The following is a 13,151-nucleotide window of genomic DNA, read 5'->3' on the forward strand; positions in this document are numbered from 1 at the left end:
TCAAACCAGCCAATCCGCTCGCCGGGATTGACTTTTACCACCAAGATATATCAGCTATCCCCACAACCGGTGTAAGTATGCCTTTAGGTTTCCTCCAATCTCGTAGCGGCCGTCCGTGGACGTACGACAGGACGGACGCCGAATTTGAGTTTTATCAAGGAGAAGGATCCAGCGCGTTAGAGATTGTCGTCGTCGATCACGGCGAACGCCCAAATAAGGATTTCCTCCAGCGAACCTACACCGACCGGCGAGGCGGTCGGGTCAACCCGATTCTCGTGGTCGCGCTCTACGATGACAAGGTCGGCCTGTGTGGGCCAAGCGGCGAAGACCCGCCCGTGTTTCGTGACGTCGACCGCGGCCAAGCCGAGCGCGTCTGTGACGCCGCTCTGAAAAAGCCAGATCGACACGTCGCTCAGTCGTTCCTTCTGAATACACTCCCACAGCTTGACGAGGAGCTTGCGGGCCTACGGAACCAGGGCCTCCTATCGACGCACGAACTCAGGGTTGGGGTACCGGACCGCGATGATTGGGAGGAAGCTACTGAACGCGCTCAACAGGCCCTCACGGACGACCCGCGAGAATTGGTGAAGGGACTGAATTACGAGATAGACCGGCTTACTGACCAGAGCTACGTCCTCAAGGACACCAGTGACGGCCACGAACGGGCCGTGGCTATGTTCCTCCAGGAGGACGAGTCGTTCGACCGCAAACAGGATCGCTTTGTCAACAAGTCGCCGGTAGCGTACGCGCTCAACGAAGCCGATAAGCGAAATCTGGACTACGTCATCGGGAGTAGCGGCGACACGCTTCGGCTGTACACGACGAACCCAGAAGCTGGCTTCGGCTCACGCGGTCGCACCGACACGTACGTCGAGGTGAACACGAACCTCCTGGCCGACGAGAAGGCGGCGTACCTCTGGCTGTTGTTCTCGGCAAATGCCCTCCGCGACGACGGTGCCCTTCATCAGATTATGGAGGACTCGAAGGAGTACGCCGCCGACCTCGGTGGGCGTCTCCGGAACCGCATCTACGACGACGTCATTCCCGACCTCGCGGAAGCTATCGCGGAGGCACGGGACATCGACGACCCGACGAAGGAAGAACTCGACCAGACCTACGAGATGGCGCTCTTTCTCCTCTACCGCCTCCTGTTCATCGCCTACGCCGAGGACGAGGAGTTCCTCCCGCGCCGGCGGAACGGTCGCTACGATAAGCACTCGCTGAAACAGAAGGCCCACGATCTTCACGAACTCGTCCAGGAGGGCGGTGAGTTTGACGACTCTTTCTACGACCACTGGGACGACGTGATGCGGCTCTCGCGTGCTATCCACCACGGTCACGAAGAAATGGGACTCCCCGCCTACGAGGGGCGGATTCTGTCCGAAGATGCGGACGTTTCCGAAGCGGGTGCGCGGCTTTCGGACATCCGGCTGAACAACGCCGAGTTCGGACCAGTACTGTTCCGGTTGCTCGTCGACGAGACCGAAGACGGGTATCAAGGCCCGGTCGACTTCCGAAACATCGGCGTCCGCGAGTTCGGAGTTATATATGAAGGGCTACTCGAATCAGAACTCTCCGTGGCTGAACAACCGCTGACTACAGACAAAGATGGGCACTATGAACCCGTCGAGAGTGGTGGCCAGCAAACACTCGGGGATGATGACGAGGACATTGTGGTTGAGGAGGGGAAGTCTACCTCCACGGCCAGTCCGGTGAGCGAAAGGCCACTGGTACTTACTACACCAAGACGCGATTCGTAGAGCACCTATTGGAACATTCGCTTGAGCCCGCGCTTGACGATCATATCAATCGTATCGATAGACTTCGGGAGGAGGAAGGCGAGAATGCCGCCGCCGAGGCTTTCTTCGACATCCGTGTTTCGGACATCGCCATGGGGTCTGGTCACTTTCTTGTCGGGGCGGTAGACCGGATTGAAACACGGCTCCGTGCATATCTCACTGAAAACCAACTCACGCCCGTTGAGGAGGAGCTGGATAATCTCAGAGATGCCGCTGAGGATGCATTTGAGAATGAAGAATACACACCAAATATTGAACAGGGACAACTCCTCCGTCGTCAGGTTGCTCGACGTTGTGTCTACGGAGTAGATATGAACCCACTCGCCACTGAATTGGCCCGCCTATCCATCTGGGTTCACACGTTTGTCCCAGGTCTTCCGCTCACGTTCCTTGATTATAATCTCGTAACGGGCGATTCACTTGCGGGTATTGGGACGCTTGGTGAGGTGACTGACATCCTCGATGTAGAACAGTCGTCCCTGGGTATGTTTGCTGGTGGACAGAGTGTGATGGGTGAAATTCGAGACGACATCTCACGTCTGGGAAACTTTGCTGATGCCAGTGCTGAACAAGTTCAGGAGGCACGAGAAACGCGAGCGGAGATTGAAGAAAAATTAGAGGAAGTTCGAGCACGTTTTGATGTGCTTTCCGCTTCGAGGATTGATGATGATATTGATACAGACCCTATTTCAGATACGGGTATCGATATAACGGAAGAAGAATGCTACGAGAAAGCACAAAACGTATTGGAGACGATTGATCCCCTCCATTTCCCAGCTTCGTTCCCCGAGGTGTTTGATGGCGACAAATCCGGGTTTGATGTAATCGTAGGGAATCCCCCTTGGGAGAAGACACAAATAGAGCGGCATGAGTTCTGGGGGAGGTACCATCCTGGTCTTCGTGGCGTCTCACAACGCGAACGCGAAGATATTATGGACGAGCTTGAGGAGGATCGCCCAGACCTGGCGGCCGAGTTTGAGCGACTGAAACGTGAGGAGGAACAGCGCGGAAAAATTCTCACAAATGGGCCGTATCCAGGTATTGGAAAGTCTCATCCTGATCTCTACAAAGCATTCTCTTGGCGATTTTGGAGCTTGATTTCGGATCAAGGCTCCGTCGGGGTTGTGCTCCCGCGTAGCGGATTTGTGGGACCGGGGATGGAACAGTTCAGAAAGGAGGTACTGGATGACGGAATAGTCAGAGACCTAACCTTTGTGAAAAACAAATCGGGATGGGTATTCGAGGGCGTAGAGCACCGATATACGATTGCCCTATTCTCGTTTGCCAAGGACAAAAGTGGGGAGAACAAACGTATCCCACTCCGTGGCCCATATCCTGACGCACAAAGTTTTGAAGAAGGTGTTAGTTCTGATCCACCGACATTCCCCGTGGAAAAAGCAAAAGGTTGGGCTGGTTCAGCAACAATTCCATTACTACCGGCCAGGCCTGTAGCGGTTGATGTGTTCAATCAATTGGAATCACACCCTCGGTTGGACTTGGATGAGGAGGGCGAGTGGCGTACAGTTCCCCTCCAAGAGTTCAACGCGACGACAGACAAAGAGATGGACGATGGAACGCAAGTTATGCACTTTGTCAAGGATCCTCCGGACAACTACTGGCCGGTTTACAAGGGGGAATCCTTTGAGATATGGAATCCTGAAACAGGGACTTACTATGCATGGGTCGATCCCGATGTGACCATCACATATGCTCAAGAAAAGAGAGAGAGCTCGTATCACTATGCCGGAAGTCGGTCTCCTTACTCAGACATGTCTGAGGATTGGGTATATAATGAGGACACCCTCCCTTGCTTTGGACCAAGAATAGCTTTCCGCGATGTAGCACGGAGTACAGACACGCGGACGATGATTGCCTCGCTCGTCCCACCTAAGCTGTTTCTGACGCACAAAGCGCCGACACTCATCTGGCCACGAGGTGATGAGCGGGACGAAGCTTACCTACTGGGAGTCCTCTCATCAATCCCACTTGATTGGTATGCGAGGCGGTTTGTTGAGTTGACAATGAGCTTCGGAATTTTCAACTCATTCCCTATTCCGCGCCCTAATGATACGGATCCTCTCCGTCAACGTGTTATCGAGCTTTCCGGCCGTTTGGCCGCTGTCGATGACCGTTATAGTGATTGGGCGGAAGCGGTTGGCGTCGAATACGGCCCACTTGACGAGGAAACGAAACAGGAGAAAATCTACGAACTGGATGCGGTTGTTGCTCACCTCTACGGCTTGACCCGCGAGCACGTTGAGGGGCCGTGTTGAATCGCTGTAAGGCGTTGGAATTCATTGTTTGACGAAGCGCTTTATGTTATAGACAACACACATCAAGGCAATCTCGCGGAACTCACGGAACCAAGACCGCGCTCGCACGGCGAAGCCGAGCGAGCGCTTCACAGCCGAGTTCACGGTTTCGGTCATAGAGCGCTGATTGTAGCGGTTTTCGTCGATTCTGGCGTTGTGTGCGTGGTCGTACGGCGCGAAGATACGATGCTTGATCAGTGGTCTGATGTCGAGATCACGTAGTGCTTCACGGAGTGACTGCTTGTCATAACCTTTATCGGCGGCAAGAGACCGCAGATCGCCCGCATTCCGGCGGGCGATCTGCTCGGCAAGGTCTGCGTCGCTTCCTTCCCGGTTCGTCGAGCAGTGTACGTCAAGGACGGCTTGAGACTCTGTATCGACGAGTTTCGTGACTTTGAGTTTCTGGACGCGGTAGCTGATTCGCTGGCAGTAGTGGCGGCTCGCAGCTGATCGTTCGTAGAATGTTGCGTCAATAGCTCCGTGTTTCGAGGGATCGTGCAGCTGCGCCGACTGGCGCAGCAGCACTCGGCAGACGCTCATACTGATTCGGTCGAACGCTTTACACAACGTGGATGGAGAGGGAGATCGGCCGCGCTGAGGCCGATCTCCCCGGTTATTTGTGGCATTTCCTTGAGCAGGTCAATCGTCATCCGGTAGGACGCATCGAGGTAAATCCGTAGACAATGTAGGGAAACAAGAGCATAGTCGGCGAATCCGCCGCCACCTTCCGGGGCGGCGGATTCGCTTCCATCGCCAGTAACGTTTTGAGCAATCGGCACAACTTCCCCAGTGAAGCGGGAGATTTGCGTCATAGACACTCGCATCCTCCCGCTTCAACTCCTTTGATTTACTGACTCGTTCCGCCGCTATCTAGTGATTCAACGCAGCCCGTTGAGGTGATCTTCGAGACCTTCCATAACGGATGGGACTACGAAGAACGGTTAGAGCACGTTCTCGACTACTACGCAAGCTGGGCGGACCGACTGGACCTCGACCACACCAACCGCGAGGCGGAACAAGCGGCTGGCACCAGAAACGATGACTGAACGGCCACAGGTCGTCGACAACCGGGACGGCAACACGCTTGCCACCGCTATCAACGCCTATCTCTCGGATCTGGATGAGCGGCTGGCAAACGACCCCGATCTCGACATTGTCACCGGCTACTTCAACCCGAGAGGGTACTTTTCGGTCGCTGAAGGACTGGAACACGTTGACCAAGTTCGCCTTCTAATCGGTGCCCAGCCCGACCAAGAGGGCAAGGAACGCTGGCGACAACCAGAGGAACCACGAGGGGAAGCGTACGAACGCAAGCGCATCGAGGAGGCACTCCAGACGCTGGATCAGAATCTCGAACGCGACCGGGACTTGCTTGGCTTCTCGCGTGATGTTGATCAAGGGCTTCAGGAACTCGTGGATTTCCTCCGGAGCGACCGTGTGGAGGTGCGCCGCCACGAGGATAGCTTTGTCCACGGGAAGGCATATTTGTTCTCGGACAGTCAGGGGGCGATTGCTGGATCATCGAATTTCACCGGCGCGGGACTGAACTCGAATCTGGAGCTAAACCTCGGTACCTACGATCCCCACGTAACCGGGCGCGTCAACGATTGGTTCTGAAGACCTCTGGGAAGAAAGCGAACCGTTCGACCTCGCCAGTCTCTACGAGGAACGATTCGAGCCCTACGATCCTCACCTCATCTACCTCCGGGTGCTCTACGAACGGTACGGGGATGAACTGGAGGAGGAGCGAGAGGACGACGGAGGTGCCATCAACCTGACCAACTTCCAGCAAGACAGTGTCAGGCGGGCTAACCGGTTCCTCGACAAACACAACGGCGTCATCATTGCTGACGAGGTCGGGCTCGGGAAGACGTACATCGGTGGTAAGCTCCTCGAACAGTACGTCCAGGAGAACCGACAGCGTGCTCTCGTCGTTGCACCAGCGTACCTCCGTGATGGAATGTGGGAACAGAAGCCGGCTGAGTGGGGCGTACAATTCGAGACGGTATCCTACGCTGAACTCCGGAACGACAGCCAACTCGGCGGCGACGCCAACAACCTCAGTCTTCCTGTCGACGAGTACCAGTTGGTTGTCATCGACGAGGCCCATGCGTTCCGCAATCCCGGAACCCAGCAATCCCACGCACTCCGGACGCTCCTCCGGGGTGATCCCCCTAAGGACGTGGTTATGCTCACGGCCACGCCGGTCAACAACTCGCTCTGGGACCTGTACTACCTCCTGAATTACTTCATCAGGAACGATGCGGCCTTTGCCAACGAAGGTATCCGGTCGCTTCGAGACCAGTTCAAGGAGGCTCAGGCGGAGGACCCGTCGGACCTCAGTCCCGATATGCTGTTCGACGTCCTTGACCAGACGACCGTGCGTCGGACCCGACGGTTCATCAAGAACCACTATGAGAACGCGACGATGCCCGATGGTGACGGTGGAGAAGTTCGGATTAACTTCCCTGACCCGAAGCCTCAGCGTGTCGATTACACTTTCACAGAGACGTTCGGCGACGAATATTTCCACGATGTCGCGGAAGGGCTGGCGGCTGGCGACCGTGACGAAGCCGAGCTCACGCTGGCTCGATACCGTCCATCGTACTACCTTGAAGGTGAGGAAGACGCTTCGGAACTCTCACTGGTCGGGCTGTTGCGGACGGGCCTCCTCAAGCGGTTCGAGTCGTCGAGCTACGCTTTCAAGAACACCCTCGACGGGATGATCTCGCAATACCGGATTGCACTCCAACTCATAGAGGAGGGCTATTTCCCTGAGACAAATGCGATTGACGAGTGGGTTGAAACGGATAGTGACGAAGGGATGGAGGAAGTCTTCGACGAGGCAAGCGACGGGAATATCTCGCTGGCGGCGGCGGATGCTGATCCCGCCGAGCTTCGGGCTGACCTGGAACACGACATCGAGATGCTGGAGCGGTGGCGTGATGGAGCACAGGCGGTCAGCCGAGACGATGACGAGAAGCTTCACGCCCTCCGCGATACGCTTGAAGACATCGTTGAGACGGCAAGAGAGGACGCTGAGGCTCGACAAATCTCTGACGAGGACATCGAGTCGGCCTTCCGTCAGAACCGTAAGGTGCTGTTGTTCTCCTACTACGAGGACACCGTCGATTGGATTTACGAGTACTTGGAGTCCATCGTCAGCGAGGACGAAGACTTGTCGTGTTATGAGGGTCGCATCGCCGCTGTGTCCGGCGACGGCTCGAAGTACGGTGTCACACGCGAGGAAGCCGTCCACGGGTTCGCACCGAACTCAGGCGATGCCCCACCGGACGCCACTGACGAGTTTGATATTCTGATTGCGACGGATGTCCTGGGTCAGGGGGTCAACCTCCAAGAGGCGCGAAACGTCATCAACTACGACCTCCCGTGGAACCCGATGCGCGTGGTTCAGCGGAACGGGCGTATCGACCGCGTTAATTCCCCGCACTCGGAAATCTACCCATTCTCGTTCTTCCCCGAGGATCGACTGGATGATCTTCTTGAGCTCGAACACCGGGTTCGAGAGAAACTCACCCAGGCGGCACGCTCGATTGGGGTGAGTGGGGGTGTTATCCCAGATATGGAGACCCTCAACCAGAACTTCGCTGAGAAGGTCGAAGAAATAGATTCGATTCAGCGAGAGGAATCAGACTTCTACGAACAAGGCGGAGCTGAGGCGGCGGCCTATTCCGGCGAGGAATATCGCCAGGAACTCCGTGAGGGATTGGAGGACCGTGAGGACCAGATTACGTCGCTTCCGTGGGCCGCTGGGTCTGGGTTCCGTGGCGAAGACCCGGGCTATTTTTTCTGTGCTCGGGTCGGTGACGAGGTGTTCATGCGGTTCGTCCCACACGAGATGGATGGGGACGACGAACTGGTTCAGGACACTCTGACCTGTTTGAAGCGTATCGAATGCTCTCGTGATACTGAACGGGCTCTCCCAGATGGAATGCGAGAGCAAATCTACGGTGCGTGGGAGACGGCACAGGAGGACATCTATCGCCAATGGCAAGAACAGACAGACCCGTTGAATGTTCAGCCTGACATTCGCCGACTGTTCCGTGAGGTCGGCCAGCATCTTCGTGACCACTGGCCGGATGATATGACCCAGGACGAGCTTCAAGAGACTGTGGAGGCTGTAGAGGCTCCGTGGGGTCGCAAGTACGAACGTGAGCTTCGAGAAATCTACGAGGACGAGTCTCTCGGCCCTATCGAAAAGTCACGGGAGCTGGTCGACAAGGTAGAGGAATTGGGGCTACAGCCATTCGAGGCTCCTGATCCACTCCCACCGATTGAGGAAGACGAGGTGAAGTTGGTCTGTTGGATGATTGTGGCTCCTGAGGAAGATCAGGATGATCAGGAAGACCGACCTGGACTGGTGTCACAAGTTACGTTTGACACTTCATAGTCTGGACAGCAATTCCCCCGAATTTAATTGTCTACCAAGGAAACACGTTGTGATACATGATTGAATCGTCACCTCTCACGGTTAATTTGGTGCGTGCGGACGTCTCTGAGGAGGAGTATGAAAGCCTAATATCTGGTTTGAAAGATATGGAATATACCCGCGACCGTTCGTATGGGTTTTCGCTCGAATCTGTTGAGGAAAGTCTACTTTCAGGGCATTTAGTCATCACTACACCTACGAATATTCAAGAGTTTGATGAAGAAAGCAAGACAGTAGTCAAGAAACAAATTGATCGAACAGAGCTCATACCATTTCGGATAGATTTGGCGAATGATTTTCTGGAAGTGTTTTCCAATCAAGACGATGTTTCCAAGATCAAGACACGATTGGGTGAGGCCTCCAATTGGGATATTGGGCTAACAGAATACCCTCTTGATCTATCAGCTCTGTATGAAGGTCTCATTGTACAAGATAACGAACTAAGTATTAAATCTATGAAGATAAACAATTTCTCGCCCAGTAGTGACGTGACCGGTAGCTACCATCTGAAAATGTTTGAGGGAAACAAAGCCAAAGAGCTCCTCTCTGAATATGGAAATAACGTTTCTTACCTCGGTGCGGAATTTGATAATGGCACTGAGCGGATTACAGTGGGCTTCTTCCGGAGCGGTTCAATACGACTGTACACTAATTCTGAGAAGGATGATCAGTTACTAACGACGATTAAAACCGCAATCAATGAAACGGAGGTGATGCCAAGTGCCTGAAAGACAGAACCGAATGGGAGATATTGCGAATGATCGACTGATTGCTCTCTTGGAAGCATTGGGTTGGAACCAGCAAGGAGACTCGGATGTAGACATCCCTTGTGAGCTTTCGGCACATCATGAGCGTGATACTGATCACGGCGTTGATGGATATATGGCATACGACGACCCGTACCGGACGAGAGAGCGAGGTGTTGTCATTGAGTCAAAGGCAAAATCGTGGGATAATACGAATGATACCTCAGTTCAGGATGGTGCTACCCAAGCTCTCGAAACACTCGAATGTATTCCGGAATCAGACGAATTTGATGAATACCTGAATAACGGGGAAGACAGGAACGTCGATCTCGCTATCTTAGGTGTATGGGTCCATGATGGCGAGTATGACGATTCTATGTTCGATGGGTATGTGAATGATCTAACTATTAAGAACAAGCGAAGGAAGCCCTTCCAGGTTCTTGTCCTTGGGAACCGTGACTTACACCGATTAGCCAGTCTTCACAATCAGTTCTCTGGATTGAAAGAAACGGAGTTTGATGGTCAGTATGAATCTCTTGATTTCTACTACCCATCGTTACCGGATACTGTCTCAGAGAGAGGAGAACTGGTCGCTCTTGAATATATGATTTCTGATTATGTATTCGCAAAAGGCCAAAAAGTAGTGGGTGAGGGTCCAGACTCCGACTCAAAGGACGTGAACCTCGTGTTCTATTTTGACGACATCCAGCGTGAGTCTCTTGATTTCATGTTCAAGGCTCTACTCGAATATCAGATGACTGACGCCGATGAAATCTGGGTATATTTGGATACGCGAGATCAGACAGAAGATTTCCAGATTGGTAGTCTAATCGAGAGTTTCCGTCAAAATGTCCTTCCAGAAGACGCCCCGGAGTTCCGTTTTGAAAGACTAACACAGGTAAATTATGATACCTACGTTGACGGAATGAGAGGTGAGTCGCTATGACTATGGAAGAATATCCCTCAGACACAGATTTCCGAGTGTTTGTCGAAGAAAAGTTCGGTCGAGATCAGACACAGGATTTCCTCCGATCTAACAAGAATTTCCTCGTTCACGCTAATACCACTGAAGATATTGCAAATATCACTCGGAGAATCCTATTCGGATACGATGAGGCGGAGCATTTGAAAAAGGATTGCTCGAACAGGAGCAAGAAGAAAAAGCAACGGCATTCACCTTCAAAACAGAAGACGGGTTGGAGGACTTAGAACACGAATTAAGCCGTGCCAGCTCTAACGAGAATGTATTTAATGACAATAAGAACATAAAAATATCAGATGTTTCTCAAACGGACGGTGGATTTGAAGTCGACCTCGAATATGTCTACTGGCGACAGGCTCGGCGGAATCTTATGGATTCTCAAGACAAGAAGACCTCTATTTCTGTGGAAGAAACCGGCGAAGAAGATGTCGTGAAGGTGACTCAGGACTACAGAAAATACGATGAACTTGGAGCTGTTCAGGATTTCTTCGATGGTTGGAACCGGTATCGAATGGAAAACGGGGATGATCCTCTGGAAAAGGGAGAAATAGTCTTAGAGCGGCTTCTGAATTGAGGATCGTGTTGACTTCTTCGATGATATTCTCAGTGAAAACCCAGGTAACTGGCGTTTTGATCAAGCGATAAAACTGGGTTTGCGCCAAGGAGATGCACCTGACGAGATGTTCGAGGAAACCGATGATGATGTCGAGGAGCGACTTGACGAGGAACTCCGTGGGATTACAGACGCGGTACTAACGGGTGAAGGTCTCCGAGGAAATGACTTTGTACAGCAATGTATCAGTAACGGCTATTACTTCAAATCCGGGATACTGAGGTTTGTGAATACAGATGTCGCTGAACAAGTCGAGATTGCCATCGAGTTCAAACAAGAACCGAGGAGTTCATTTGACATTTCTATCGAACAAGAGTACGAAACAGTCGACGAAGGTGAAAGAGAGCCAACCACGTTTGAAGAAGCCCGGCGGAAAGAAATCAGAAATACGTTCCGTGATCTGATTATTGAGCTGTATGGGGAAAAAGTGGACTTGCCCGACCTCATCGAAGAACGGAATACTCCACAGGAGCTGACTGAGCTTCCAGGAATCGGCGATACGGTTGCCGAGAATCTTCGAGAGGCGGGCTATGATTCAGTTGAGGAGGTATTTAATGCTGAGATGAACCAACTCATGGAGGTTCCACGGATTGGTGAATCAAAAGCTGAAGAACTGACCCAATAGGTCGCATAACAATTTCGTGTACGTACATAGGGGCTTGTGTATATGTACATACAGAAAACCGGGTCACAGTAGATATTTAGCGGGTGAGTGGGTAGCGGAACTCCTGAATGTCTACGTCTGTAGAAATACCGCCTCGGCTGGTCAGAACGGTGTATCGGAAGGCCAGTGAGCGGAACCAGTCATTTGAGGAACGAGAGGACTGGGACAACAGTGTCAGAACGTGGGGTGTAGACCCGGAAGACCGGCATGCAATTGGACTCTTGGGTGAGATGGCGTTCGCTATTTACGCTGATCTGGAAATCGATACGGAACTTGTACCATGGTCAGATGGAGGCGTTGATTTCGAGGTTTCTATCGATGGCATTGAGCGGACGGTTGACGTGAAAACCAGTCGAAAAGAGCCGTATGCCTTACCGGTGAAGGAGTGGCGTGTTGATTCGGAGTATTATGTTCTCGCCCACTTGGAGGGTGCGTTGGAAGCTCCGTTAGAAGATGTCACGGTAAATCTCGTAGGGACGGCAACGAAAGAGATGGTACTTGATGCGGATCGGAAGAAGTCGAACTTTGACCACTACAATCACGAAGTACCGGTTTCATCGTTGAATCCGATCCCGGACAGCCAATCTATTGTTGGTGAGTAGTGGCGTGTTATCTTTCTCAACGCGTTGTACTATGGAACTCAAATTTTCGCACGACCCGGAAATCACTAAATAGATAGAATTGAGACAAAGACCCCCAACGCGATCCAGACGACTCCACTGTAGGTATATGCCCTATGGAGACCATCATCAAACAGTCGGGCCATTACCAGCTTTTTAACAGCTCCACTTCGAGTATTCGGGGTCCCGACCTTCCCATTGTTTTTGATCTCAATCTGGTATCCTGTACTCGTGGAGGACACTCTTTCTAATTCACCATCGATCTCTCCGTAAGCTAATTCATGACAGTATCGAAAACCCTCCAAGACAGCGCTATCGCGGGTAACTGACCCTCCATCAAACCATTCTCGCGCACTATCTATTTGTTGAGCTTCTGGCACAAGGCGCTGTAGATAATCACGAGGGAAACCTTTCGGCATATTCGGGGTCACTAAGAGCATAGCCCCGATACCGTTCATAATCGCCCCGGCTATTGTGAGAAGGGATGAGATGTCTGTGTTCGTGACCGAGCTAATGATGAAAGCGATAAAGCTGAACAATGCTATCAAGATAGGAATGAGAACAGTCCGTGTTGGGACTGATAAATTCACATCGCGGGATGGTGCTGTTCCTCCCATTATTGCTCAAATTTCAGCCATTCATTATAAGTACGTGTGTTAGAAGTAGGACGAACAGTTCCCGTTGACACAATTCGGATTTTCGCACCGCCCTAAGAAATGATCAAGAGAGCGGTCCGGTGCCATCAATCCCAGTGGCCAGGGGTGGTTCTGTAGATTGTCTTCCGGAACGTGCTCCTGTGGCTCCCGAGAATGTATCATCGCTTATTTATAGGCTCGTGTAGTGATTTCGGGATGAGAAGGACCGGAAACGGTCGAGAACCAGCAATAGTAGCCTTGAAGCGTCCGATTTGGTCCGGTATCGGCCAGGACCTTGGTAAGGACGAGAGCCCGGGTTCAAATCCCGGC

Annotated in this window: 11 protein-coding genes and 1 pseudogene; 10 read left to right on the forward strand and 2 right to left on the reverse strand. The window is 52.5% G+C overall.

The annotated features are described in order from the left end of the window. Positions 1 to 77 precede the first annotated feature (77 nt). On the forward strand, positions 78 to 1,760 hold the full coding sequence (locus tag ACFQH2_RS02235) for a hypothetical protein (RefSeq protein WP_377076401.1): 1,683 nt from the start codon (positions 78 to 80) through the stop codon (positions 1,758 to 1,760). A gap of 8 nt (positions 1,761 to 1,768) precedes the next feature. Then, positions 1,769 to 4,072: an Eco57I restriction-modification methylase domain-containing protein gene (locus tag ACFQH2_RS02240; protein ID WP_377076402.1), complete on the forward strand. Its 2,304-nt coding sequence runs from the start codon at positions 1,769 to 1,771 to the stop codon at positions 4,070 to 4,072. A 21-nt stretch (positions 4,073 to 4,093) separates the two neighbouring features. On the opposite strand, the pseudogene ACFQH2_RS02245 reads toward ACFQH2_RS02240, so the two are convergent. Continuing rightward, a pseudogene (locus ACFQH2_RS02245) lies at positions 4,094 to 4,923 on the reverse strand (IS5 family transposase). An 84-nt stretch (positions 4,924 to 5,007) separates the two neighbouring features. Between ACFQH2_RS02245 and ACFQH2_RS02250 the strand changes: the two are divergent. The 8 genes from ACFQH2_RS02250 (at position 5,008) to ACFQH2_RS02285 (ending at position 12,168) form a co-directional block, all read left to right on the forward strand. Next, positions 5,008 to 5,157 (forward strand): hypothetical protein, encoded by a 150-nt coding sequence (locus tag ACFQH2_RS02250; RefSeq protein WP_377056404.1) that lies wholly within the window; start codon positions 5,008 to 5,010, stop codon positions 5,155 to 5,157. After that, positions 5,150 to 5,728, forward strand: a complete 579-nt coding sequence (locus tag ACFQH2_RS02255) for a phospholipase D-like domain-containing protein (RefSeq protein WP_377076403.1) — start codon at positions 5,150 to 5,152, stop codon at positions 5,726 to 5,728. The genes ACFQH2_RS02250 and ACFQH2_RS02255 overlap by 8 nt, the downstream gene beginning before the upstream one ends. 91 nt (positions 5,729 to 5,819) lie before the next feature. Further along, positions 5,820 to 8,522 (forward strand): helicase-related protein, encoded by a 2,703-nt coding sequence (locus tag ACFQH2_RS02260; RefSeq protein WP_377076404.1) that lies wholly within the window; start codon positions 5,820 to 5,822, stop codon positions 8,520 to 8,522. Between the two features lie 89 nt (positions 8,523 to 8,611). Further along, positions 8,612 to 9,289, forward strand: a complete 678-nt coding sequence (locus tag ACFQH2_RS02265) for a hypothetical protein (protein ID WP_377076405.1) — start codon at positions 8,612 to 8,614, stop codon at positions 9,287 to 9,289. Between the two features lie 13 nt (positions 9,290 to 9,302). Next, positions 9,303 to 10,253 (forward strand): hypothetical protein, encoded by a 951-nt coding sequence (locus ACFQH2_RS02270; protein ID WP_377076406.1) that lies wholly within the window; start codon positions 9,303 to 9,305, stop codon positions 10,251 to 10,253. A gap of 190 nt (positions 10,254 to 10,443) precedes the next feature. Then, positions 10,444 to 10,863 (forward strand): hypothetical protein, encoded by a 420-nt coding sequence (locus ACFQH2_RS02275; protein WP_377076407.1) that lies wholly within the window; start codon positions 10,444 to 10,446, stop codon positions 10,861 to 10,863. 106 nt (positions 10,864 to 10,969) lie between these two features. Beyond that, positions 10,970 to 11,527, forward strand: a complete 558-nt coding sequence (locus ACFQH2_RS02280) for a helix-hairpin-helix domain-containing protein (RefSeq protein WP_377076408.1) — start codon at positions 10,970 to 10,972, stop codon at positions 11,525 to 11,527. Between the two features lie 149 nt (positions 11,528 to 11,676). Continuing rightward, the gene (locus ACFQH2_RS02285; RefSeq protein ID WP_377076409.1) at positions 11,677 to 12,168 is read left to right on the forward strand and encodes a hypothetical protein; all 492 of its coding nucleotides are present in this window, start codon (positions 11,677 to 11,679) and stop codon (positions 12,166 to 12,168) included. Between the two features lie 65 nt (positions 12,169 to 12,233). On the opposite strand, the gene ACFQH2_RS02290 is transcribed toward ACFQH2_RS02285, so the two are convergent. Further along, a complete protein-coding gene (locus tag ACFQH2_RS02290) occupies positions 12,234 to 12,803 on the reverse strand; it encodes a hypothetical protein (RefSeq protein WP_377056416.1) in 570 nt (189 codons plus the stop codon). Between the last annotated feature and the right edge of the window lie 348 nt (positions 12,804 to 13,151).

The organism is Natronoarchaeum sp. GCM10025703 (assembly GCF_042661985.1).
Taxonomy (GTDB): Archaea; Halobacteriota; Halobacteria; order Halobacteriales; family Natronoarchaeaceae; genus Natranaeroarchaeum.